22 protein-coding genes are annotated in these 22,110 nt (G+C 67.3%); 8 read left to right on the top strand and 14 right to left on the bottom strand.

Features of this window, described 5'->3' with window-relative positions; translation table 11 throughout:
- Positions 1–74: 74 nt before the first annotated feature.
- Positions 75–932 (top strand): helix-turn-helix domain-containing protein, encoded by an 858-nt coding sequence (locus BLW48_RS30020; protein WP_177142460.1) that lies wholly within the window; start codon positions 75–77, stop codon positions 930–932.
- Here BLW48_RS30020 and BLW48_RS30015 read toward each other — a convergent pair.
- From BLW48_RS30015 to BLW48_RS30005, 3 genes are read right to left on the bottom strand one after another with little or no spacing between them, the layout of a single operon-like run.
- Complete coding sequence (locus BLW48_RS30015) at positions 905–1,642, bottom strand: SDR family NAD(P)-dependent oxidoreductase (RefSeq protein WP_093179222.1); 738 nt, start codon at positions 1,640–1,642, stop codon at positions 905–907. The two genes, BLW48_RS30020 and BLW48_RS30015, sit on opposite strands and share 28 nt — an antisense overlap.
- Positions 1,643–1,657: 15 nt before the next feature.
- Positions 1,658–2,773: an enolase C-terminal domain-like protein gene (locus BLW48_RS30010; RefSeq protein WP_093179220.1), complete on the bottom strand. Its 1,116-nt coding sequence runs from the start codon at positions 2,771–2,773 to the stop codon at positions 1,658–1,660.
- A gap of 24 nt (positions 2,774–2,797) precedes the next feature.
- Positions 2,798–3,628, bottom strand: a complete 831-nt coding sequence (locus BLW48_RS30005; protein ID WP_218137545.1) for a transporter substrate-binding domain-containing protein — start codon at positions 3,626–3,628, stop codon at positions 2,798–2,800.
- 318 nt (positions 3,629–3,946) lie between these two features.
- On the opposite strand from BLW48_RS30005, the gene BLW48_RS30000 reads away from it, so the two are divergent.
- On the top strand, positions 3,947–4,318 hold the full coding sequence (locus BLW48_RS30000) for a glutaredoxin domain-containing protein (RefSeq protein ID WP_093179217.1): 372 nt from the start codon (positions 3,947–3,949) through the stop codon (positions 4,316–4,318).
- Positions 4,319–4,325: 7 nt separating this feature from the next.
- On the opposite strand, the gene BLW48_RS29995 is transcribed toward BLW48_RS30000, so the two are convergent.
- Together BLW48_RS29995 and BLW48_RS29990 are read right to left on the bottom strand one after the other, a co-directional pair.
- Complete coding sequence (locus tag BLW48_RS29995; protein WP_093057410.1) at positions 4,326–5,015, bottom strand: response regulator; 690 nt, start codon at positions 5,013–5,015, stop codon at positions 4,326–4,328.
- Positions 5,012–6,631: an ATP-binding protein gene (locus BLW48_RS29990; RefSeq protein ID WP_093057495.1), complete on the bottom strand. Its 1,620-nt coding sequence runs from the start codon at positions 6,629–6,631 to the stop codon at positions 5,012–5,014. Before BLW48_RS29990 ends, BLW48_RS29995 begins: the two co-directional genes overlap by 4 nt.
- Before the next feature lie 149 nt (positions 6,632–6,780).
- On the opposite strand from BLW48_RS29990, the gene BLW48_RS35175 reads away from it, so the two are divergent.
- Both BLW48_RS35175 and BLW48_RS29985 read left to right on the top strand, forming a co-directional pair.
- Positions 6,781–6,951, top strand: coding sequence for a hypothetical protein (locus BLW48_RS35175; protein WP_256331009.1), 171 nt, complete (start codon positions 6,781–6,783; stop codon positions 6,949–6,951).
- Positions 6,948–7,799, top strand: coding sequence for an intradiol ring-cleavage dioxygenase (locus tag BLW48_RS29985; protein ID WP_093179216.1), 852 nt, complete (start codon positions 6,948–6,950; stop codon positions 7,797–7,799). Before BLW48_RS35175 ends, BLW48_RS29985 begins: the two co-directional genes overlap by 4 nt.
- Before the next feature lie 35 nt (positions 7,800–7,834).
- Here BLW48_RS29985 and BLW48_RS29980 read toward each other — a convergent pair whose 3' ends face one another.
- From BLW48_RS29980 to BLW48_RS29970, 3 genes are all read right to left on the bottom strand, one after another.
- Positions 7,835–8,521 carry a response regulator gene (locus tag BLW48_RS29980; RefSeq protein WP_093057412.1) on the bottom strand — a complete coding sequence of 229 codons (687 nt, stop codon included), beginning with the start codon at positions 8,519–8,521 and terminating at the stop codon, positions 7,835–7,837.
- 16 nt (positions 8,522–8,537) lie between these two features.
- Positions 8,538–10,952, bottom strand: coding sequence for an outer membrane protein assembly factor BamA (gene bamA, locus BLW48_RS29975; RefSeq protein WP_093179214.1), 2,415 nt, complete (start codon positions 10,950–10,952; stop codon positions 8,538–8,540).
- An 89-nt stretch (positions 10,953–11,041) separates the two neighbouring features.
- A complete protein-coding gene (locus BLW48_RS29970; RefSeq protein WP_093057414.1) occupies positions 11,042–11,710 on the bottom strand; it encodes a nuclease-related domain-containing protein in 669 nt (222 codons plus the stop codon).
- 211 nt (positions 11,711–11,921) lie between these two features.
- Between BLW48_RS29970 and BLW48_RS29965 the strand changes: the two genes are divergently transcribed.
- The 3 genes from BLW48_RS29965 to BLW48_RS29955 all read left to right on the top strand — a co-directional run bounded on the left by BLW48_RS29965 (position 11,922) and on the right by BLW48_RS29955 (position 14,649).
- Entirely contained in the window at positions 11,922–13,082 is a 1,161-nt protein-coding gene (locus BLW48_RS29965) for a porin (protein WP_093057368.1), read from the top strand.
- A 344-nt stretch (positions 13,083–13,426) separates the two neighbouring features.
- Entirely contained in the window at positions 13,427–14,038 is a 612-nt protein-coding gene (locus tag BLW48_RS29960) for an ATP-binding protein (RefSeq protein ID WP_177142459.1), read from the top strand.
- 80 nt (positions 14,039–14,118) lie between these two features.
- Positions 14,119–14,649, top strand: coding sequence for a hypothetical protein (locus tag BLW48_RS29955; RefSeq protein WP_093077511.1), 531 nt, complete (start codon positions 14,119–14,121; stop codon positions 14,647–14,649).
- 10 nt (positions 14,650–14,659) lie between these two features.
- Here the strand turns inward: BLW48_RS29955 and BLW48_RS29950 are convergent, their stop codons facing one another.
- Together BLW48_RS29950 and BLW48_RS29945 are read right to left on the bottom strand one after the other, a co-directional pair.
- On the bottom strand, positions 14,660–16,240 hold the full coding sequence (locus tag BLW48_RS29950) for a hybrid sensor histidine kinase/response regulator (protein WP_256331007.1): 1,581 nt from the start codon (positions 16,238–16,240) through the stop codon (positions 14,660–14,662).
- A complete protein-coding gene (locus BLW48_RS29945; RefSeq protein ID WP_093179213.1) occupies positions 16,237–17,718 on the bottom strand; it encodes an ATPase domain-containing protein in 1,482 nt (493 codons plus the stop codon). The genes BLW48_RS29950 and BLW48_RS29945 overlap by 4 nt, the downstream gene beginning before the upstream one ends.
- A 230-nt stretch (positions 17,719–17,948) precedes the next feature.
- On the opposite strand from BLW48_RS29945, the gene BLW48_RS29940 reads away from it, so the two are divergent.
- Positions 17,949–18,128 carry a DUF3606 domain-containing protein gene (locus tag BLW48_RS29940; protein WP_093057417.1) on the top strand — a complete coding sequence of 60 codons (180 nt, stop codon included), beginning with the start codon at positions 17,949–17,951 and terminating at the stop codon, positions 18,126–18,128.
- A gap of 15 nt (positions 18,129–18,143) precedes the next feature.
- Here the strand turns inward: BLW48_RS29940 and ureG are convergent, their stop codons facing one another.
- From ureG to ureC, 4 genes are all read right to left on the bottom strand, one after another.
- Positions 18,144–18,794, bottom strand: coding sequence for an urease accessory protein UreG (gene ureG / locus BLW48_RS29935; RefSeq protein WP_093057418.1), 651 nt, complete (start codon positions 18,792–18,794; stop codon positions 18,144–18,146).
- A 16-nt stretch (positions 18,795–18,810) separates the two neighbouring features.
- Positions 18,811–19,488 carry an urease accessory protein UreF gene (locus BLW48_RS29930; protein ID WP_093057419.1) on the bottom strand — a complete coding sequence of 226 codons (678 nt, stop codon included), beginning with the start codon at positions 19,486–19,488 and terminating at the stop codon, positions 18,811–18,813.
- A 209-nt stretch (positions 19,489–19,697) separates the two neighbouring features.
- Positions 19,698–20,300: an urease accessory protein UreE gene (gene ureE, locus BLW48_RS29925; protein WP_093179211.1), complete on the bottom strand. Its 603-nt coding sequence runs from the start codon at positions 20,298–20,300 to the stop codon at positions 19,698–19,700.
- An 88-nt stretch (positions 20,301–20,388) separates the two neighbouring features.
- Positions 20,389–22,107: an urease subunit alpha gene (ureC, locus tag BLW48_RS29920; RefSeq protein ID WP_093179209.1), complete on the bottom strand. Its 1,719-nt coding sequence runs from the start codon at positions 22,105–22,107 to the stop codon at positions 20,389–20,391.
- Positions 22,108–22,110: the final 3 nt, after the last annotated feature.

Raw genomic sequence — 22,110 nt, 5'->3', positions numbered from 1 at the left:
GATTCTGTTGAGCGTGCACAAATGCGCGCGACCGATTGCGACATGCACGAATTCAAATGCGACAAGGAGCGGCCATGCAGCTGAACAACGCGCCCTCGACGCCCCGCCAGTCGCTGTTCGTCGAGCGGCTGTCGCACCACGCCACCATGGTCGCGAACACCCGCGACCGCTATGCCACCGACACCCACGTGCACGATTGCGACATGCTGTTCGTGCCCCTCGCGGGGCGCTTCAGCGTCGGCGATGCGCGGGGCGAGGCGCAGCGACTCGGTCCTGGGCACTTCGTGTGGTTTGCCGCCGGCAGCGCGCATTCGACGACCACGCTCACGGCGGGGCAGACGCACATCGCTGTCTATGTCGATCCCGCGTTGTGGGCGACCGCGTTGCAGGCGCAGGGTGTCTCGGGGCCGCCGCAGGGCATGCGCGCGGGCAGCACTGCGCTGCGAGCACTGTCGCAGCGGATGTTCGAGTCCGCGAAGACCGGCGCTGGCGAAAACTACGCGCTGTGCGGCGCGCTCGTCATGGAGGCGGCGCGGCTCAGCGGCAACCCCCTGTCGGACGGCGATCCGTTATCGGCCCTGCTGGTGGCCGAACTGCTGGCCGAAGCCATCGAAAGCGACCTGGCAGAGCCTCTGTCGCTGGAAGCCTTTGCCCAGCAGCACCGCCTCTCGCGCCGCCAGGTGGAGCGCATCTTCCGAGCGAAGTACGGCGTATCGCCGCTGGCCTGGCTGCAGCGCCGGCGCCTGGAGCGCGCGGCCTACCTGCTGGCGCACACGCGGGAGTCGGTGCTGTCCATCGCCCTGCAGGTGGGCTGGGAGTCGGGCTCGTACCTGTCGCGGATGCTGGAGAAGACCTGGGCGAAGACCGCGACGCAGATCCGCGCCTCGGGACCCGGCTCTAGCCTTTACAGCGTCATTCCCCCGTCCACATGAATCACCTGCCCTGTGATGAAGGCTGCCGCCGGACTCAGCAGGAAGGCAATCGGGGCCGCGATGTCGTCGGGGGTTGCGAGCCTGCCCATGGGCACCTGTCCCAGGGCCGCCTTCCATTGCTGCTCGTTGAGCGCGCCTGCCTTCGCACTGTCTTTCCGGACATAGCCCGGCGCCACTGCATTGACGGTCACGCCGCGCGGCGCCATTTCGGCGGCCGCGGCTTTCACCAGAGCTTCCACGCCGGCTTTGGCAGCCGCCGTCGCGGGAAATGTGGAGCTGCCCAGCCGGAAGCGGTGCGCGACGAACGAACTCACCGCAACGAAGCGGCCCTGCCCGCTCGCCTCCAGCAGAGGCAGGCTTCTGCGCAGGAGATGTGCCAGCGAAACGACCATGACGTGCAGAGAACGCTCGACGCTGTCGTCGTCCAGTTCCGCGAGCGAGCGCCGGTCGGCAAAGCCGGCGTTGGCCACCACGCCGCGCAGGCCGCCCTGGGCTTGCGCGGCATCCAGCAGGGTGTCGATCGTCTCCGGCGTGCCTACATCCCCAACCACGACGGTGCTTCGCACCGCGCCGCATTGCTGCGCCACCGCTTCGGCCGCCGCACGGTTGCTGCCGGTGTGAATCACAAGGTCGACGCCCTGCGTTGAAAGGAGCCGGCAGGTTGCGGCGCCGATGCCCGAGCCCGCGCCGGTCACGATGACGGTGTTCATGCCAAAGCCGGCGCTTCAGGCCGAGAACGCGATGCGTTGCTTCTCGACGATCTTCCAGTCGATCTCGACACCGATACCCGGACCGCTCGGTACATGCACGTGCCCCGCTTCCGCTGGCGTCATGCGGATCAGGATGTCCTCCTGGAAAACATACTTCGGCATGTAGAACTCGCAGCCCAGAGAGACGTTGGCACTTGCCGCAATGAAGTGCGACGCGGCCGCCAGTGCAACGCCGCCCTCCCACAGCGTGCCGCCGTAGCAGGGAAGACCCGCCGCCTCGGCGATCGCGTTCACCTTCATGGCCTTGCCGATGCCACCGGCCTTCATGAGCTTGATGCTGATGATGTCGGCGGCGCGCTCCTGCACCGTGCGCAGCGCCTCGGCCGGGGAGAACACGCTTTCGTCGGCCATGATGGGTGTGTCGAGTGCCGCCGCAATCTGCGCCATGGCCGCAATGGCGTCGCGCGGCACCGGTTGTTCGATGAAGGTGGGCTTGAACTGCTCGACATCACGCAGCTGCTGCAGCGCGTTGTAGGGCTGCAGGCCCTGGTTGTAATCGATGCGCAAATCGAACTCGAAGCCCAGATGCTCTCTCAGCAGCGAGAGCCGGCGCATGTCTTCCGCATGCGAGGCAAAGCCCGTCTTCACCTTGAAGATGCGATGCCCGGCGCCGAGCATCTGCTTGGCGAGCTCGATGTCGGCGTCGATGTCGGGATTGGCGATGGAGAAAGAAAAGGGAATCCTGTCGCGCACCTTGCCGCCGATCAGCGAATACAGCGGCAGGTTGGCCGCCTTGCCGCACAGGTCGAACAGGGCCATCTCCACCGCGGCCTTGGCTTCGGGGCTGCCGACCAGCGCCCGGTCGCAATCGGCCATGCGCTGCGGAATGTCGCGCGGGTCTGTGCCCAGGAGCACGGGGCGCAAGTACTGCGCAATGCCGTGGAACAGGTTCTCGTTGGTGCCCGAGAACACCTCCCACGCCTGCCCCTCGCCGATGCCATCGATGCCCTGGTCGGTTCGCACGCGGACCACCACGCGCTTGATGGAGGCCTGGATGCTCCCCACGCCCTGCGACCGCTTCATCTTGATGGGCGATTCGAGCAGATGAACTTCGATGTTCTGGATCTTCATGATGATGGTGCCCGGGAGTGATCGTCAGACCTTGATTTGCGGCGGGATCTTGTCTTCGCTGACGCCCCCGACGGACTTGAGGTTCGAGATGAAGGTCTTGCGGATGTTTCCGCTTGCGCGTTCGCTGGCGAGCCATCCGTTGACGTGCTTGAGCCAGCGCGTGTCGGCCTCCTTGCGAACGCCGCCATTGGAGGTTGCGACTTCTTCAGGCGTCAGGATGACCACCTGGCCCACCGCGGGATTCTTGCTGGCCAGGCTCAGGGCCAGCGGCAGGACGAGGATCTGCGCGTCGGCGCGCCCGACCTGCAGCGCAAGCGTTGCATCGACGGCGCTGTCCAGCCGGGTGATCTCCGCGTTCTTGAGCAGGCGCGTGGCGAGCGTGTCGTGCGAAGAGCCCTTGTCGACCACGACGCGGATCGTGGGCTGGTCGAGCTCTGCCCAGGTCTTGGGCGCATAGCCCTTCTTGCAGACCGCGGCAAAGGCGATGTTCAAAACCGGGTCAGTGAAGTCGATCACCTGCAGGCGCGCGGGCGTCGGGTTCAGGCCGAAGAAGATGTCGATCTTTTGCGATTGCAACTCGAGCACGGAATTGCCCCAGCTGGTGGGCGTGATGTCGAGCTTTGCGTCCAGGCTCTTGGCCAGGCCGCGATAGAAATCGGCCATACAGCCGAGCCACTCCCCGCTCACCATGTCCTTCTTGTAATAGGGCAGTCCGCCATCGACCGCGCCGACGCGCATGACCTTGGTGCGCGTTACGCGCTCCCATGTCGATTCGCTCGCCTGCGCCAACGCGGTCGCCCACGAAGCGGCACCCGCCGCCAACATTGAACCAGCAACAAAATCGCGACGCTTCATGATGAATACTCCGTTTTCAGGGCTCGGGGGGAAGGAAAAAACAAGGCATCGGCTTCGACTTGAAGCGATGACAGTCTTCGGTGGATGTGATCGTAGGTACGACAGGAGACCGAAGGTAGAGACCAGATCGTCGAAAGAACACTCGATCTCGTCGTTTCGACGACGGCGGATGCCGATATGCGATCCCTGGGGATGAGCAAGTCACAGGGGCGTCGAGCAAGAAGCTTGCCATTGCAACGATGGATTACTGGCTGGCTGGCAGTCAGGAAGCGCCGCCCCCGGGCCCTTACATTCACACGAACCACTGAAAGCTCCCCAATGCCCCGCCCCGTCCTCGAAGAAGCCCGCATCCACCCCGCCATCCGCGCAAGGCTGGCCGACAGCCGCCAGACTTTCGTGCGCGAAGTCATGGCGGCAGTTGCCGAGCACGACGTGGTCGTGGTCGGCATGGGCATCAACCCGTTCCCCAAGAAAGCGCGCCAGGCCCTCGACCGGATCGGGCAGCCGTACAAGTACCTCGGGTACGGCAGCTACCTGAGCCAATGGCGCGACCGCAACGCGCTCAAGATGTGGACCGGGTGGCCGACCTTTCCGATGGTGTTCGTCAAGGGCATGCTGGTCGGCGGCGCCGCGGATCTGCAGAAGCTCATCGACAGCGGGGAGCTCAAGACTCTTCTCGCCAGCCGATAGCCACCGGCTAGCCCGGTACTTCCCACGCAAAGCCGACGCCGTACACCGACCGTATCCAGTCGTGCTCGGGCGTGACCGAGCCGAGCTTGCGGCGCAGGTTCTTCACGTGGCTGTCGATGGCGCGTTCGGTCACGTCAACCGTGTCGTCGTAGGCCAGTTCGAGCAGGCGGGAGCGCGAGAAGATGCGCCCTGGGTGCCGCGACAGCACCTGCAGCAGCCCGAACTCGCGCCGCGTGAGGTTCAGCGGCGTGCCTTCGAGCGAGGCGCGCCAGTGCACGTCGTCGAGCACCAGCCCCGGCGCGTCGCTCTGCGAGGCCGAGCCCTGCGCCAGCCCCGGTGCGGTGCGACGCAGCACGGCGCGCACGCGCGCCACCAGCTCGCGCGGCGAGAAAGGCTTGCACACGTAGTCGTCGGCGCCCAGCTCCAGGCCCAGCAGCCGGTCGACTTCCTCGATGCGCGCGGTCAGCATGATGATCGGGTGCGCCGTGTGCTCGCGCGCGCGGCGCAGCACCTCGATGCCATCGAGCCGCGGCAGCATGATGTCGAGCAGCGTGAGGTCGGGCGGTGCGGCGACGATGCTTTCCAGCGCGCTTTGCCCGTCGGTGAAGTGCTCGGTTTCGTAGCCCGCGTGGCGCAGGTAGTCCTGCACCACCGAGGCGATGTCGGTTTCGTCTTCGACGATGACGATGCGTGTCATGAGGATGTCCCCAGTGGAAGGGTGATGGTCACGCGCAGCCCGCCCAGGGGCGAGGCTGACGCATCGATGGTGCCGCCGTGCGTCTCGATGGTCGCTCGGCAGATCGAAAGGCCGAGCCCGGAGCCACCGTGTTCGCGGCTGCGCGAGGCTTCGCCGCGGAACAGGCGGTCGAACAGGCGCGGCAGCTCGGCCTCGGGCACGCCCGGCGCGCTGTCGTCGAACAGCAGGGTGAGGCAGTTGCCGGTCCATGCGCCCTCGACCGTGACGTCGATGCGCAGCTGTCCGCCCTGGTCGGTGTAGGCCAGCGTGTTCTCCAGCAGGTTCATGAAGACCTGGTGCAGCCGGTGCGCGTCGCCGTCGATGGTCGGCTGCGCGGCGGCGCCGATGAGGTCGATGGCGCGCCGGTCCACCGTGATGCCACGCGCGGCGAAGCGGTCGCGCGTGTGGTCGAGCGCTTCTTTCAGCAGCGACAGCGGAAACACCGTGGCTGTGAGCAGGTCGCTCTGCGGCTCGCGCATGCTGCTGCGCAGGTCGTCGACCAGTTGGCCGAGCCGTATCACCTGCCGGTGCAGCCGCAGCGCGGTGCGTTCGTCGAAAGTGCGTACGCCGTCCTGCAGCGCCTCGATTTCCGCACGCATGGCGGCCAGCGGCGTGCGCAGCTCGTGCGCGGCATCGGCCAGCCAGGCGCGGCGCGAGGCCTCGACCGTGTCCAGGCGCTGTGCCATGTCGTTGAAGGTGCGCCCGAGCAGCGCCAGTTCGTCCGAGCCCTGCACCGCGACGCGGGTGGAGAGCCGGCCGCGCGCCAGGTCTTGCGCGGCCTGCGTGAGTTCGTCGATGGGCTTGAACCAGCGGCGTGCCAGCAGCCACGACAGCACCAGTGCGAAGCCGAGGCCGCACAGGCCCGTGAGCACGATCACGCCCGACTGCCGCGCCACGAAGGCGCGGTCGGCCTCGCTTTCGAGGCCCTGCAGCGGCGTGAGCGCCAGATAGCCGATGACCGTGCGGTCGCGCCGGATCGGCGTGCGCGCGGCGTTCGCCAGGTCGACGTCGGCGCCCACCACGCGCGCTCCGTGCGCGTCGAGCACGGCCAGCCGCTGGAAGATGGAGTCGGGCGATTCCCGTGGATCGCGAAAGAACCACGGCGGCGGCATGGTCGGCAGCCGGCGCGGCATCAGGTCGAGCTGTGGTGACGACAGCGTCGTCTCCGACGGCGGCGGGGGTGGCGGGCTGCCGTCGGCACCGTTGTCGTGCTGTGGAGGGGCGGAAGGATTGCCGCCGCGCATGGCGCGGTAGTCATACCAGGGCGGCAGCCGCCGCTCGTCGCCGGCGTTGCTGCCGTTGCTGGTGCTGTCGAGCAGGGCAGCCATCCGACCCATCTGCAGGCGGCGCCAGGCGTCGTCGTTGTCGCGCAGGCTCTTCCAGTCGCCGTTGGCGACGTAGTGCTTCAGCAGCAGATCGGTGAGCCAGTCCATGCGCCGGATCTCGATCTCGGCCACGTAGGAGCCCAGGCCGCGTTGCAGCGCGATGATCGACAGGCCCGCAAAGCTGATCAACAGCACGATCAACAGGGCGGCCAGCGCCAGGAAGATCTTCCTGGAAAGTGTCAGGTGAGGCATGGACTGGGGGGAGGCATGGCCGCATTCTGCGGCATGCATGGCGGGCAGGCGAAGGGGTACTTCATGGGCAAGCGGCCGATCATTGCGGCCGAATGTGGAGGAAATTGGGAGGAAATTTCTCCACCATTTCTCCTGAATCGGCCCGCACGATGCAGGCCATGAACCCTCCTCACATGGGCCTGCCGCTGCAGCTGGCGATCACGGTTTTTTTCTGGCTGATCGCCCAGGCGTGGACGCTGTTCGTCTTCTGGGCGGAGGGATGCGCCACGCGGCCCTCCGCGTCCGGCACCGGACCGATCGACAAGGAAAAGACGCCATGACACCCCCCGATTCGCTGCTCCCCGGGCGCCGCGGCCTGCTGGCCGCCTTCGGCGCCGCGGGCCTGTCGGCATCGGCACGCCCGGCACTGGCCGCGCCGCGCCGCCTGCCGCTGACTGCGCAGGCCACCGAAGGACCGTACTACCTCGACCTCGCACTGGAGCGCCGCGACATCACCGAAGGGCTCGACGGCGTGCCGCTGGACGTGCGCTTCACTGTGTGCGACGCGGCCGGCCGGCCGCTGCCCAGGCTGCGCGTGGACCTGTGGCACTGCGACGCGCAGGGGCGCTACTCGGGCTTCGGCGAGCAGGGCGACGACCGCGCCCAGTCGTTCGAAGGCAAGACCTTCCTGCGCGGCAGCCAGCACACCGACAGCGAGGGCGCCGTGTCCTTCGGCACCGTGTACCCGGGCTGGTATGCAGGGCGCACCACGCACATCCATTTCAAGGTGATCAAGGGCGCGCACGCCGTGCTCACCTCGCAGTTCTTCCTGCCCGATGCGCTGAGCGAGTTTCTCTACACGCAGATGCCGCTCTATCAGCGCGCGCGGCTGCGCGACACGCTCAACAGCGTGGACGGCATCGCATTGAAGGCTGGCGCAACGGTGCTCGGCGCGGTGCGCGAGGAGCGGCAGCGCTACGTTGCCACGCTCGCGCTGGTGGTGGACCCGGCGGCGAACCCGGTGACTGACCGGCCGCCGCGGCCGGGTGCTGGCTTTGGGGGCGCTGGTGGCCCGCCGCCCGGCGGGATGCCGCCCCCCGGTGGCGGTGGCATGCGTCCGGTGCGGCCCCGCGCGCTGGAAGGCACGGCGCGCGCCCGCGCGTTGGTGCCGCCGCGCGCCGAAGGCTGAGCCTCGCAAGCCACGCTTGCAGCGGGCGTGCGGGCTCAGGCCGGCCGCTCCGCGAAGCTGAAGCCCACACCGTAGACCGAGCGGATCCAGTCGTGCGAAGGCACGGCGGCCGCGAGCTTCTTGCGCAGGTTCTTGATGTGCCCGTCGACCGCGCGCTCGTTGACGTCGAACGCCTCCGGAAACGCGGCTTCGAGCAGCTTGGAGCGCGTGAACACCCGGCCAGGGTCGCGTGAAAGCGCCCGCAACAGCAGCAGTTCGCGGCGCGTCAGCCTCAGCGCGCGGCCCTCCAGGCAGGCGTTGCCGCGCGGATCGTCGAAGCGCACCGCTGTCGAGGGCCGGGCGGCCGTATCGCGCCACTGCGCATGCCGGCGCAGCACCGTGTGGATGCGCGCCACCACCTCGCGCGGCGAAAAGGGCTTGCAGACATAGTCGTCGGCGCCCAGGTCGAGCGCCAGCAGCCGGTCGGCTTCCTGCGCGCGCGCCGTCAGCATGATGATCGGGTGGTTGCCGTACGAGCGCACCGTCTCCAGCACCTGGATGCCGTCGATGCGCGGCAGCACGATGTCGAGCAGGGTGAGCGCCGGCGGCATGCTCAGGATGCGCTCCAGCGCCGCCGAGCCGTCTTCGACCTGCTCGACCTCGTGGCCTGCGCCTTGCAGGTGGCCGAGCAGCAGCGGGGCGCTGCTGTCGCGTCCGTCTTCCACCAGCAGGATGCGAGCCATGGCCAGGGTACTCCGCTCAGAAGGAGGTTCCGATCTGGAACTGGAAGCGCTGCGTGCGGTCGGCCGAGATGCCGTTGGCCGTGTCTTCCTTCTGGTAGATCAGCGGCACCGCGTAGGCCAGTCGCAGCGGGCCGAGCGGCGAGATCCAGCTGATGCCGATGCCGGTCGACGCGCGAATGCGGTTCTGCGCCTTCCATTGCGCGTCCGTCATGCTGGCGGTGCGGTCGGCGAACACGTTGCCCGCGTCGAAGAAGGTGTACAGGCGCAGCGTCTTGTCGTTGCCTGCGCCGGGGAAGGGCGTGCTGAACTCCATGTTGAAGATCGCCTTGCGCGTGCCGCCGAGCGCACCGGCCGTGACCGAGTCGAGCGGGCCGAGCGAGTTCTGCTCGAAGCCGCGGATCGAGCCCAGGCCGCCGGCGTAGAAGTTCTTGAAGATCGGGTAGGTGCTGTCTCCCAGCGCCCGCGCATAGCCGAGCTGGCCGTTGATGGCCAGCGTGTACTGCTTGGACAGCGGAAAGTACTGCTGGTACTGGTAGTTGGTCTTCAGGTAACGCAGTTCGCTACCCACGCCGATTTCGAGGTTGGCGCTCTGCAGCCGGCCGCGCGTAGGCACCAGTGCGCTGTCGCGGTCGTCGCGCGACCAGCCCAGCGTGGCCGGGATGCCCACCACGCTCGACTTGGCGCAGGTCACGCTCGGCGCGGTGCCCGTGCACTTGAAATAGTCGAGGTAGGCCTGCGGCGTGGCGGTGTACACGTACGAGCCGTCGACCAGCGTGTAGGTGCCGTTGGTGCCGGGCGTGAACGACCAGCGCTCCAGGCCGATGCCGAGAAACACCGTGTCCTGCTCGCCCACCGGAAAGCCGAAGCGGATGGAGCCGCCTTCGCTCGCGAGCTTGTAGTTGCCGTCGGCCTCGTAGTACGGCCGCGTGGTGGTGTGAAACACGTTGATCGTGCGCGAGATGCCGTCCTTGGTGAAGTACGGGTCGGTCGCCGTGACCGAGATGGTGCGGTTGTACGAGCTCGTGTTCACGTTCAGCCCCAGGTAGTTGCCGCTGCCGAACACGTTCTCCTGCGTGATGCCGAAGCTCAGCGAGACCTTGTCGGTGGACGAGTAGCCCGCGCCCAGCTGCAGCGAGCCGGTCGGCTTCTCGGCCACGTTCACCACCAGGTCGACCTGGTCGGGCGAGCCGGGCACGTCGACGGTGTCGACGTTCACTTCGGTGAAGAAGCCCAGGCGGTCGACCCGGTCGCGCGAGGCGCGAATCTTGTTGCCGTCGTACCAGGCGCCCTCGTACTGGCGGAACTCGCGGCGGATCACCTCGTCGCGCGTGCGCGCATTGCCGCCGATGTTGATGCGCCGCACGTACGCACGGCGCGAGGACTCGGCCTTCAGCACCAGCGTGACGCGATTGTTCTCGCGGTCGATCTCGGGCTCGGCCTTCACGCGTGCGAAGGCATAGCCGAAGGTGCCGAAGTAGTCGGTAAAGGCCTTGGTGGTGGCGGCCACGTCTTCGCCGTTGTAGGGCGCGCCGGGGCGGATGGTCACCAGCGTCTTGAACTCGTCCTCGTGGCCCACGTAGTCGCCCGCGAGCTTCACGCCGGCCACCACGAACTTCTGGCCTTCGATGATGTTGATGGTGAGGGTCAGCGTCTGCCGGTCCGGCGAAATGGCGACCTGCGTCGACTCGATGCGGAACTCCAGGTAGCCGCGCGTGATGTAGTAGGAGCGCAGCGTCTCCAGGTCGCCGTTGAACTTGGTGCGCGAGTACTGGTTGGACTTGGTGTACCAGTCGAGCCAGCCGCCGGTGTCCTGGTCGAACAGGTCGAGCAGTGTGCTTTCGCTGAAGGCCTTGTTGCCGACCACGTGCACTTCCTTGATGCGCGCGGACTCGCTTTCGGTCACGGTGAAGGTCAGGTTCACTCGGTTGTTCTCCAGCGGCGTGACGGTGGTGATGACCTGCGCGTTGTAAAGACTGCGGCTGATGTACTGCCGCTTGAGCTCCTGCTCGGCTCGGTCGGCCAGTGCCTTGTCGTAGGCCTGTCCTTCTGCGATGCCCACCTCGCGCAGCGCCTTCTGCAGCGCGGCCTTGTCGAACTCCTTGGTGCCCACGAAGTCGACGTCGGCGATGGAGGGGCGCTCTTCCACCACCACCACCAGCACGTTGCCGTTCACGTCGATGCGCACGTCCTTGAAGAGGCCGAGCTTGAACAGCTCGCGGATGGCGGCGCTGCCGCGCTCGTCGCTGTAGGTGTCGCCGGCGCGAAGGCCCATGGTGGCGAAGACGGTGCCGGGTTCGACGCGCTGGAGGCCCTCCAGCTTGATGTCCCTGACGGTGAACGGTTCGACGGCCCAGGCGGGAAGAGCGACGAGAGGGGCGACGAGAGAGGCAAGCAGCGCGCTGGCCGCTGCGAGGGACTTGGGAAAGTGCATCGACGGATGGTCTTTGCCAATGTCGGAGAAATTTGGGACTTTTCTCCGGCTGCCCCGGGCCGCTCGGGGTCTTTACCTTGGTCTTTACATTACTGCAACCCCATGGCGTTTGAGGCTGGCCATGCCGGCGCCGTCTGTTCGCCCGCGACGAACCCGGCTCTTTCGCGGCAGTTCTGCAGATGCTCTTCGAGCGACAGGGACCCTTGTATCTGCAGCAGGCGCTCCACCGTGCGGTCGACGGCCTCTTCGTCGAGCAGCCGGTAGGTGCGCGCGGTACGGCCGTTGTTGCGCACCAGGCGCGCGATGTAGGGCAGGTCCTGCTGGGTAATGACGGCTGCCGGCATCACGCCTTCGAGCTCGATGCCTTCGCACGGCAGCAGCACGAAGTATTGCAGCCGCAGGTCGTCGGGCAGCAGGCTGCGCAGCTGGGTGGTCTTGCGTCCGCCCTGCCATGCCGGGTCTTTCACCTCGCGCGCGCTCTTGCCGCCGTTCAGGCGCAGGAACCAGCGCGGCGGGGACTGGTCCGACTTCTTGCGATAGACAAAGGCGTTGCGCCAGGCCTTGATCTCGAACAGGTAGAGACCGGTTTCGCACACCACCACGGCGTCGATGCGCGCGGTGCGCACCGCATGCCCCTCGGGCATCGGAATGATGAGGTTGCGAAGAATGCGCAGGTAGGAAAAGGCGGGGCTGAATGCGCTGGTCAGCTGCTGCACACCCAGCGAGGTGGCGACGGTGCTTGGCATGGCAATGGTCATGGATGACTCCTTCGGTCACCGAGCATTGCGCTGCTTTTGGGAGACTTCTTGTGTGAGGTGTTTCCTCCGGTCGTGCGGGGCTTCTCCCGGCGCAGTGCACGCAAACAACAGTTCACGCAAAGCAGAGGCATTCACAAGATTCCTCCGAATTTGAACGAGACGATGCGTGCCTGCTGCTCGATGGAGAGCCGCTGCAACTGGAGAACCCTGAATGAAGAAAACCCTCACGGCATTCGCTGCCCTGGCCGTCTGCGGCCTGGCTTCTGCCCAATCGTCCGTCACGTTGTTCGGCGTCGTGGACGCTGGCCTGACCTACCAGTCGAGCACCTCGCGCGACACGACCACCGGCGCGTCGGTCAAGCAAAGCAAGACGAGCCTGGGCAACTCGGCCTACAACTCCAGCCGCATCGGCTTCCGCGGCACCGAAGACCTCGGCGGCGGGCTGGCAGCGAGCTTCTGGCTCGAAGCGCCCATCACCAACGACGACGGCGCCACCGGCATCTCCACCTTCGCGCGCCGCTCCACCGTGAGCCTGTCGGGTGGCTTCGGCGAGCTGCGCCTGGGCCGCGACTACACCGCCACCTTCTGGAACGACACCGTGTTCGACCCGTTCGGCACCAACGGTTCGGGCACCAACGTCATCAGCACCGTCAGCGGCAACACCACCATCAACAACGCCAACTACGTGCGTGCCAGCAACTCGATCGGCTACTTCCTGCCGCCGAACCTGGGCGGCTTCTACGGCCAGGTGCAGTACAGCCTGCACGAGAACGCCAGCACCGACGCCACCAGCACCACTGCAGCTTCCAGCAGCACGGCTGGGCGCTACGTCGGTGGCCGCTTCGGCTACGCCAACGGTCCCCTGGACGTGGCACTGGCCGTGGGCCAGAGCACCGTCGTGGACACCACCGCGCTGGAGCGCAGGGTGCAGACCATCAACCTGGGCGCTTCGTACGACTTCGGTCCTGTGAAGCTGTTCGGCGAGCTGTCGAACGTGAAGAACAAGTTCGACTACGCGGCAGCGGCTGACACGCACGACACCTACAACGGCTACCTGATCGGCGCGACCGTGCCGGTGGGCGCAGGCCTGATCCGCGTGGCGTACTCGCAAGTGCGCTACAACGAAGGCACGGCCGGCATCACGGGCGAAGACCCGATGGCGCGCAAGTTCGCAGTTGGCTACGTGCACAACCTGTCCAAGCGCACGGCGCTGTATGCGACGGTGGCGCGCGTGAACAACCGCAACGACGTGAACTACACGGGCAGCCTGGTGTCGGCCAGCACCACGGGCTACGGCAGCACGGGCACCAGCTACACGGGCCTGCCGCGCTCTTCCACCGGCTACGACTTCGGTATCCGCCACGCGTTCTGATGCAGGACGCGCGCCGCGCGGGAGAAAGGGGCCTCAGTGCTCTTTTTCTCCCGCGCGGCTTTTTCGTTTCTACCCAGCAGTGAGCTTCTTCCAATGAACCGAATTGCACTCCTCGCGGGCGTGCTGGCTGCCACCGGCCTGACCGGCTGCATCATGCTGCCCCCGCCGCCCATGCCCTACCGTCCGCCCCCGCCAGGCTTTCGCGGTGAAGGGCCGCCGCCGATGTTCTATGGCGCCCGCAGGCCGCCCCCTCCAGGATGGGACGCCTGCGATGGCGTACGGGACGGCTGCGCGCGTGGCATGCCGGGCGAACCCGGGATGCAACAAGCCCCGGGAGCACGCTGATGAGCGGGGGACAACTGCATTCCGGCAACCTCGGCGCCATCATCGCCGGAGTGATCCTTCTCGGCCTTGGTGGCGTGGTCTGCTTGATGGCCTCGCTGTTCATCGCCAACATGCGGAACGGCGCAAAGGCGCGCGAGCTCGCGGCACAGGCCCGCAGCGAGGCGCGGCAAAGAATGAGCGCGAGCCGCGTGCAGGACCTGCGACCGCTGCTCGATGCTGCCCCGGACTGCCAGGGCATCCGTCTCGACATCCAGCTGCCGGCTGAAGCCGTGCCCGTGCTGGCGATCGAGGCCGAGCTGCGCGAGCTGCTCGCCAAGGTGACGGACTACGCGGCCAGCGTGATGCGCGCGGGCGCCACGCTGCAGGTTCGCGCGCATGCGGAAGGCACGCAGGCCGTGATTCACTGGCGCGACCTCGATGCCGTCGACGTGCGCCCTCCGCTCGCGCGGTTTTTCGACACCGCGCAGGCCGCGATTGCGGGGGCCAGTGCCAAGGCCTGCGAACGCATTGCCGGCCATCATGGTGGACGCATCTATTCAGCCCCGGATGCCGGCGGCGTGCTGGGACTGACACTGCGCCTGCCATTGCTGGCCGACGAGCGCGCTCACTGATCGACGCAAGGCCGGCAGGGACGGGCCTCGTGGAACTCCGCGTCATACTCGCGGTCCCACGGTGCCGCCGCTTTTCCCCGATGCCAGACGTGCGATCTCTTGCTTCCCTGACGACTTTTCTCCGTGCGCTCGCTGCGAGCGCGACCCTTCTCGCCGCCGGTGCGCTGCATGCGCAGGCCCTGCCGCCGGGCGTGCGGCTGGGCATGACGGCCGAAGAGCTGCAGGCCGCATTGCCCGCAGCCGAGCGCGTGCAGCGGCCGCAGCGCCTCGGCGGCGGCCTCGTCGGCAACTGGCGCGCGGCGCCCGTCGAGATCGCAGGACTGCTGTTCGAGCCGACCTTCTTCTTCGCCGCCTCGGAGCTGCGGCGCGTCGAATACGTCGCGGCGGCGCAGGCCACGCCCGACAACGGCGCCGCGGCCTTCGCGGCGCTGGTGCAATGGGGCCGCGGGGCGTTCGGCAACGAACTCGCATCGCGCGACCCGGGCAGCGCATACGCCGCCTGGGTGAGCAACGACACCGACGTCTACGTGCAGCAGGTCAGCGACCCGCGCCGTGCGAGCGTGCGGCTGGTCTACAAGGCGCGGCAGCTGCGCGACGGCAGCGAGCTCTGAACGGGGTGCCTCAGGCGGCGCCGCGCTGATCGAGCTTTTTCAGCGCCACCGCCAGTTCCTCTACATCGACCGGCTTCAGCAGGTGATGGTCGAAGCCGGCCTGCGCAATGCGCAGCCGGTCATCGGGCTGGCCCCAGCCCGTGAGCGCGATCAGCCCGATGCCATGCAGCCGCGGATGCGTCCGCAGGCGGCGCGCCAGTTCGCAGCCGTCCATGCCGGGCATGCCGATGTCCAGGATGGCGACCGAAGGCTGGAAGTGCTCGGCCTTCGCCAGCGCATCCAGGCCGCTGAAAGCCACGGTCGCCTGCGCGCCGAGCAGGCCCAGCAGCGCCCCGAGTGACTCGGCCGCGTCGCGGTTGTCGTCCACCACCAGAATGCGGTGCTGCACCGCCATCGTGGCCTCCGAGGCTCCGGCCTTCGCGCCGGCCCGCAACCCGTGGTCGAGCAGCGGCAGGGACACGGTGAACTCGCTGCCCTGGTTCGCGCCGTCGCTCCTGGCGCTGACCGTGCCGCCGTGCAGCTCCACCATGCTCTTCACCAGGGTGAGGCCGATGCCCAGGCCGCCCTGAGCGGCGCGCGCGGTGCCGCTCACTTGCACGAACATGTCGAAGATCGCGCCCAGCATGGCGGATGGAATGCCCACGCCGCTATCTTTCACGCGCACCACTGCATGGCCGTGGCCGTCGTGCTCGACGAACACGTCGATGCGTCCGCCCTCGGGCGTGTACTTGGCGGCGTTGTTCAGCAGGTTCGCGAACACCTGCGTGAGGCGCACGCCATCGCCCTTCAAGGCCAGCGAGGCATCGGCGACGTGCACCCCGAGCGTGTGGCGGCCGGCGTCCATCAGCGGGCGGCTGAGCTCCACCGCGCCGCGGATCACCTGGTCGAGCGCGAGTTCGTCCAGTTGCAGTTCGATCTTGCCGCGCGTGATGCGCGAGACCTCCATCAGGTCGCTCACCAGCCGCACCATGTGGTCGAGCTGGCGGCCCATGAGGTCGTAGTAGGGCCGGGCGGCTTCCGACGTGAGCGGCTTGCGCTTGAGGATGGCCAGCGCGGTGCTCAGCGGCGCCATCGGGTTGCGCAGCTCGTGCGCCAGGGTGGCCAGGAATTCGGTCTTGCGCCGGTCGGCCTCGTTGAGGTCTTCCAGGATGCGGCGCAGCTCGTACTGCCGCCGCCGTGCGCGTAGCGCGCTGCGCAGTGCGCTCACCAGCGAGGCCACGCGGATCGGGCGCTCCAGCACGGTGACGTTGGCCATGCCTTCCATGGCGGTGGTGATGGCGCGCGAATCGGCGCCTTGCCGCGCGAGTATCAGCACCGGCAGGTCGGACCAGGGGGACTGGGTCGCCACGGCCGCGGCGAGTTCGGTGGCGCCGCTGCCCGTGAGCATTTCTTCGGACACCAGCAGCGCGCCGGCGCCGCGTTCGGTTTCGCGCAGCAGTTCGGGGAGGTCGGCGCACACCTGCGTCTCGATGCCCGCCTGCAGGAGCACGGCGGCGGCCATCACGGCGTCCTTCGCGGTGGCCGTTCTCATCAGCACGCGCAGCTGCGGGTCTCGCAGCTGCGGCAGCTGGATCGTGGGGCCGTCGGTCACTGCGGGGGCGTGGCAATGCCGTCGATCGGCACGGGCACGCCAGTCAGGATGCCTCTGAAATGGCGCAGCGGCTCTCCAACGTTCAGGCCCCGCCGGTCCATCGAGAACGCACGGATGGAGCGCTCGTGCGCGCCGCCGCGCTTCTTGAGCACCGAGATGGCCTGGCGCACTTCGCCCTCGGCTTCGTAGTAGCGCAGCAGCACCACGGCGTCGGCAAGGTAGCTGGCGTCCACAGGTGTCTGCATCTGCATGCCGATGAGCCCGTGCTGCGCGCCGACCAGCAGCGTGGCCACGCCGGACTGCCCGAGGTAGGTGAGCAGCTCGTGCAGCTGCACGATGAGAAAGCGCTCGTCGGGCATCGCGTTGAGATAGCCGTTCAGGCTGTCGATGACGATCACCTTCGCGCCGTGCTGCGTCACGGCCTGGCGGATCTCGTGCACCAGCTCGCCGGGGGAGAGTTCCGCCGGGTCGACCTGCTTGATGCGGATGCGGCCCGATTGCAGGTGGGGATCCAGCGCCATGCCCAGGCCGGCGCTGCGCGTGCGCAGGGTGTTGACGCTTTCGTCGAAGACGAAGAGCGCGGCCGTCTCGCCGCGCTCGGCCGCCGCAATGGCGAATCGCACCGCCACGGACGACTTGCCCGTGCCCGGCGCGCCGACGAACAGGGTGCTGGTGCCCTTCTCGAGGCCGCCGCCCAGCAGCGCGTCGAGCGCCTCGATGCCGCTGGGCAGCTTGGTCAGCGCGGTGTCGTTGACGTGCTCGGCCGCCACCAGGCGCGGGAACACCTGCAGGCCGCCGCGGTGAATCTTGTAGTCGTGGTAGCCGCCCCGGAACGACTGGCCCCGGTATTTCACGACCAGCAGCCGGCGGCGCGCGGAGCCGTAGTCGGAGTTCGACTGCTCCAGCCTCACCACCGCGTGCGCGATGCTCTGCACCTGCAGGTCGTGCTCGGTGGCGGTCATGTCGTCCAGCAGCAGCACCGTGCACTGGCGCCCCGCGAAGAACTGCTTGAGCGCCAGGATCTGCCGGCGGTAGCGCAGCGAGGTGCCCGAGAGCAGCCGCAACTCGGAGAGCGAATCGAACACGATGCGCGAGGGCTTGATGGCCGCCACGTCGCTCAGGATGCGCAGCGTGGTTTCGCTCAGCTCCACCTCGGAGGGGTGGAACATGGTGTATTGCTCCTCGGGCTGCAGGCTGTCCTGCGTGGGCAGCATCTCGCGCACGTGGACGCCGGAGATGTCCCAGCCGTGCGAGACGGCCACGCCACGCAGCTCGTGCTCGGTTTCGGACAGTGTCACGTACAGCACCGACTCGCCGCGCGCCGCGCCTTCGAGCAGGAACTGCATCGCGATGGTCGTTTTGCCGGCGCCCGGCGTGCCTTCGAGCAAGTAGAGCCGGTTGGGCTCGAGGCCGCCGCCGAGCACGTCGTTCAGGCCCGGTACGCCCACGCTCAGCAGTCGCTGGTGATCAGGCTCCATGGTGGCTTCTCCATTCCATGAGTGAATGAGGTCAATGCCAAATTCAAACATCGAAGCCGTGGGGCCGCGTGCAGGACGGCGCCGCATGGCGCGCCACGGGGAGCGACTATGGGAAATGTCCTGCACGGGGCAGCGGAATCGTCCGGCTGGCCGGGTAGGGCGGATGGAGAAACTGCCTTACCGGCTCCCGCCGCCCCTTCCTTCTTAATTTGGCTCTTCAGGAGAAGACGATGCGCGAAGACACAGAGATCCGCATTCCCCAGGACGATGAACGGATCGACGTCACGGACCTCAAGGAGGTCGACTACTGGACCCAGTGGTTCGGCGTGAGCGAAGAGCGCCTGCGCATCGCAGTGGCCTCGGCGGGCACCGGCAAGGACGACCTGCGGGTCTACTTCGGCCTGCCTTGATTCTTTCCGGAGGCCTCAGCCCGCGGCGAGCATGCCGCGCTCTTCGATGAACGCGACCACCTCGGCCACGCCCGTGAGCGTCTTGAGGTTGGTCATTACGTAGGGGCGCTGGCGGCGCATGCGCTGCGTGTCCTGCTCCATCACGTCAAGGTTGGCGCCAACGTAGGGTGCAAGGTCGGTCTTGTTGATCACGAAGAGGTCGCTCTTGGTGATGCCGGGGCCGCCCTTTCTCGGAATCTTCTCGCCGGCGGCCACGTCGATCACGTAGATCGTGAGGTCCGACAGCTCGGGGCTGAAGGTGGCCGCGAGGTTGTCGCCGCCAGACTCGACGAACACGATGTCGGCATCCGGAAAGTCTTCGAGCATGCGGTCGATGGCTTCGAGGTTGATCGAGGCGTCTTCGCGGATCGCGGTGTGCGGGCAGCCGCCCGTCTCCACGCCCATGATGCGTTCGGCCGGCAGCGCGCCGGCCACGGTCAGCAGGCGCTGGTCTTCCTTGGTGTAGATGTCGTTGGTGATGGCGATCAGGTCGTACTTGTCGCGCATCGCCTTGCAGAGCATTTCGAGCAGCGTGGTCTTGCCCGAGCCGACCGGGCCGCCGATGCCCACGCGCAGCGGGGGCAGTTTCTTGGTGCGATGGGGGATGTGGTGCAGGGCGGAGGTCATGGAGGAGGTGTCCGGTTCAGCTTCGGAAGAGGCGGGAATATTGTGTTTCATGGCGGGCCGACAACACCGCCAGCAGGGGCGCGAAGGCCTGGCGTTCGTCGTCGCCAAGGGCCATGGCGCGTGTCACGGCCTCGGGAATTTCCTGCGCCAGCCGTCCGAGGATGCGCTGGCCCGCGCTCTGGCCCAGCGGCACGGCCTTGACGGCGGCGGCGACCATGTTCTCGGCCCAGCCGAAGGCGAAGGCCAGGCAGCAGTCGTGCACGCTGGCGTCGGTGCGGCTGGCCGCGAAGGCGAAGGCGATGGGGTAGCTGGCGGGCAGGTCGGCGAACACTTGAGCCGTGTCGGCGTGGTGCAGCTTGAGCCATTCGACGAAGGAGCGGCCCATCTGCTCGGTCTGCAGGAAGAATTCGGCGGATTCGCGGGTGGTCAGCACCCATTGGTTGAGCTCGCGGACACGTGGGGTGTCTTTGTTGCGCCAGGCTTCTACAGCCTGTGCGAAGACGGCGAGGTCGCCGCGCGCGAAGCTCAGGTGCAACTGGTCGGCGAGCCATTCGGCGGCGCGCGGTTCGGAGTCGATACCGGCCCATTCGACTGCGGCCTCGACGCCTTCGGAGTACGAGAAGCCGCCTACGGGCAGGGCTGGGGAGGCCAGCCAGATTAGCTGGAGAAGGCTTTGAGCGGCTGGGTCTGGCATGTCAGCTTTTCAGCGCGCGCTGTATTTGCGTGTCCGGGGTGCGTGCGAATGACACCGGGTGCTCCCCTCCGCGAATGTCCCCCGCCTTCGGCTCCTCCTTTATTTCGCTGCGGGGAGCACCCGGCGCCATTCGCACATGAGCGCAGTCGTTGTGCCGCGGGATCAACCGCTGCGCTGAATGACGGACAACGCATCGACGCAATTTCATCTCAGTGCGAGTGACCGTGATGACTGTGGTCGTGACCGTGCGAGTGGTCATGGTCGTCGAGCAACTCCGGCGCGAGCACGAGCGGCTTCGGGCCATTGCTGTGGGAATGTCCGTGGTCATGACTGTGACCACCGCCATGCGAATGCTCGTGCGATCCGTATGCACCGCCCTCTGGCTCGAAAGCCTCATCGACCGCCACGACGATCAGGTGCATCGAACGCAGCATGTCGGCCAGCACATGGTCAGGCTCGATCTTGAGGTGGTCGGGCTTCAGCTCGATCGGCACGTGCCGGTTGCCCAGGTGATAGGCCGCGCGCGTCAGGTCGAAGGGCGTGCCATGGGCCGTGCAGTGCGTGATGCGCAGCACCGGCTGCGGCGCCGCGATCACGCGGACCAGGGAGCCGTCTTCGGCCACCAGCACATCGCCACCCCGCACGGCCGTGCCGCGCGGCAGGAACACGCCGATCTGGCGGCCCTGCGAGTCGGTGGCGTCGAAACGGCTTTTCTGGCGGATGTCCCAGTCGAGCTCGATGGTGGCAGCGCGCTTGAGCAGCACGGGCGCAAGGCCGCGGCCCTGGGGCATGAGTTTGTTGGCGGTGAGCATGGTGCGAAGGGAGCGCCCCGGGGCGCTCGTTGGCTGAATGAATACCTTCGAGGATACGCAGCCTGTCAAGCAGGCGCATACCCCGGCTTCAAAACAGGAAATACCGCTGCGCCATTGGCAGCAGCTTCGCCGGCTCGCAGGTCAGCAGATGCCCGTCGGCGCGCACCGCGTAGGTCTGCGCGTCGATCTCCATCTTTGGCGCATAGCCGTTGTGGATCAGGTCCTTCTTGCGCACGTGGCGGATGTTCTTCACCGCGCTCAGGTGCTTGCTCAGGCCGTAGCGCTCCTTGATGCCCGATGCCAGCCCGGCCTGCGAGACGAAGGTCAGTGAGCTCTTCGCCAGCGAGCCGCCGTACGCGCCGAACATCGGGCGGAAGTGCACCGGCTGCGGCGTGGGAATGGATGCGTTCGGGTCACCCATTGCGGCCATTGCGATGGTGCCGCCCTTCAGGATGGTGAAGGGCTTCACGCCGAAGAAGGCCGGCTTCCAGATCACGATGTCGGCCCACTTGCCGACTTCGAGCGAACCCACTTCGTGCGCGATGCCGTGCGCAATGGCAGGGTTGATCGTGTACTTGGCGACGAAGCGCTTGGCGCGGAAGTTGTCGTTGCGCTCGTTGTCTTCGGGCAGCTTGCCGCGCTGCAGCTTCATCTTGTGCGCGGTCTGCCAGGTGCGGATGATGACTTCGCCGACGCGGCCCATGGCCTGGCTGTCGGAGCTGAACATGCTGATGGCGCCTAGGTCGTGCAGCACGTCTTCGGCGGCAATGGTTTCCTTGCGGATGCGCGACTCGGCGAAGGCCAGGTCTTCTGCGATGCCGGCGTCCAGGTGGTGGCACACCATGAGCATGTCGACGTGTTCGTCGAGCGTGTTCACGGTGTAGGGCATCGTGGGGTTGGTGGAGGAGGGCAGAAAGTTGGCTTCGCCCACCACGCGCAGGATGTCGGGCGCATGGCCGCCGCCCGCGCCTTCGGTATGAAAGGCGCAGATGGCGCGGCCGTCCACGGCCGCAATCGTGTTCTCGACGAAGCCCGATTCGTTGAGCGTGTCGCTGTGGATGGCCACCTGCGTGTCGGTGGCGTCGGCCACGTCCAGGCAGTTGCTGATGGCTGCGGGCGTGGTACCCCAGTCTTCGTGCAGCTTCAGGCCGATGACGCCGGCTTCGATCTGCTCGTGCAGCGCGTGCGGCAGGCTGGCGTTGCCCTTGCCGAGAAAGCCCAGGTTCATCGGAAACGCATCGGCCGCCTGCAGCATGCGCTCGATGTGCCAGGGGCCGGGCGTTGCGGTGGTGGCGAAGGTGCCGGTGGCGGGGCCGGTGCCGCCGCCGAGCATGGTGGTTACGCCGGAAGACAGAGCCTCTTCGATCTGCTGCGGGCAGATGAAGTGGATGTGGCTGTCGATGCCGCCGGCGGTGACGATGTTGCCCTCGCAGCTGATGATCTCGGTGCCCGGGCCGATGACGATGTCCACGCCTGGCTGCACGTCGGGATTGCCGGCCTTGCCGATGGCGGCGATGCGGCCGTCCTTCAGGCCGATGTCGGCCTTGACGATGCCCCAGTGGTCGAGGATGAGTGCGTTCGTCAGCACGGTGTCGACGGCGCCTTGCGCGCGGGTGCGCTGCGATTGCGCCATGCCGTCGCGGATGGTCTTGCCGCCGCCGAACTTGACCTCTTCGCCGTAGCCGCCGGCACGCAGGGTGTAGTCGGCTTCAACCTCGATCAGCAGTTCGGTGTCCGCAAGACGGACGCGGTCACCCACGGTGGGGCCGAAGATTTCTGCATAGGCGCGTCGCCCGATGGTGGCCATGTT

The sequence above is a fragment of the Variovorax sp. YR266 genome (assembly GCF_900107295.1).
In the GTDB taxonomy this organism is placed as follows: domain Bacteria; phylum Pseudomonadota; class Gammaproteobacteria; order Burkholderiales; family Burkholderiaceae_C; genus Variovorax.
Note: the sequence above shows the minus strand (reverse complement) of the source record. Positions and strands in the feature narration are given on the sequence as shown.

Coding starts and splice junctions, on each gene's coding strand:
- BLW48_RS30020 (WP_177142460.1), top strand. CDS start 75: ATGCAGCTGAACAACGCGCCCTCGACGCCCCGCCAGTCGCTGTTCGTC.
- BLW48_RS30015 (WP_093179222.1), bottom strand. CDS start 1,642: ATGAACACCGTCATCGTGACCGGCGCGGGCTCGGGCATCGGCGCCGCA.
- BLW48_RS30010 (WP_093179220.1), bottom strand. CDS start 2,773: ATGAAGATCCAGAACATCGAAGTTCATCTGCTCGAATCGCCCATCAAG.
- BLW48_RS30005 (WP_218137545.1), bottom strand. CDS start 3,628: ATGAAGCGTCGCGATTTTGTTGCTGGTTCAATGTTGGCGGCGGGTGCC.
- BLW48_RS30000 (WP_093179217.1), top strand. CDS start 3,947: ATGCCCCGCCCCGTCCTCGAAGAAGCCCGCATCCACCCCGCCATCCGC.
- BLW48_RS29995 (WP_093057410.1), bottom strand. CDS start 5,015: ATGACACGCATCGTCATCGTCGAAGACGAAACCGACATCGCCTCGGTG.
- BLW48_RS29990 (WP_093057495.1), bottom strand. CDS start 6,631: ATGCCTCACCTGACACTTTCCAGGAAGATCTTCCTGGCGCTGGCCGCC.
- BLW48_RS35175 (WP_256331009.1), top strand. CDS start 6,781: ATGCAGGCCATGAACCCTCCTCACATGGGCCTGCCGCTGCAGCTGGCG.
- BLW48_RS29985 (WP_093179216.1), top strand. CDS start 6,948: ATGACACCCCCCGATTCGCTGCTCCCCGGGCGCCGCGGCCTGCTGGCC.
- BLW48_RS29980 (WP_093057412.1), bottom strand. CDS start 8,521: ATGGCTCGCATCCTGCTGGTGGAAGACGGACGCGACAGCAGCGCCCCG.
- bamA (WP_093179214.1), bottom strand. CDS start 10,952: ATGCACTTTCCCAAGTCCCTCGCAGCGGCCAGCGCGCTGCTTGCCTCT.
- BLW48_RS29970 (WP_093057414.1), bottom strand. CDS start 11,710: ATGACCATTGCCATGCCAAGCACCGTCGCCACCTCGCTGGGTGTGCAG.
- BLW48_RS29965 (WP_093057368.1), top strand. CDS start 11,922: ATGAAGAAAACCCTCACGGCATTCGCTGCCCTGGCCGTCTGCGGCCTG.
- BLW48_RS29960 (WP_177142459.1), top strand. CDS start 13,427: ATGAGCGGGGGACAACTGCATTCCGGCAACCTCGGCGCCATCATCGCC.
- BLW48_RS29955 (WP_093077511.1), top strand. CDS start 14,119: ATGCCAGACGTGCGATCTCTTGCTTCCCTGACGACTTTTCTCCGTGCG.
- BLW48_RS29945 (WP_093179213.1), bottom strand. CDS start 17,718: ATGGAGCCTGATCACCAGCGACTGCTGAGCGTGGGCGTACCGGGCCTG.
- BLW48_RS29940 (WP_093057417.1), top strand. CDS start 17,949: ATGCGCGAAGACACAGAGATCCGCATTCCCCAGGACGATGAACGGATC.
- ureG (WP_093057418.1), bottom strand. CDS start 18,794: ATGACCTCCGCCCTGCACCACATCCCCCATCGCACCAAGAAACTGCCC.
- BLW48_RS29930 (WP_093057419.1), bottom strand. CDS start 19,488: ATGCCAGACCCAGCCGCTCAAAGCCTTCTCCAGCTAATCTGGCTGGCC.
- ureE (WP_093179211.1), bottom strand. CDS start 20,300: ATGCTCACCGCCAACAAACTCATGCCCCAGGGCCGCGGCCTTGCGCCC.
- ureC (WP_093179209.1), bottom strand. CDS start 22,107: ATGGCCACCATCGGGCGACGCGCCTATGCAGAAATCTTCGGCCCCACC.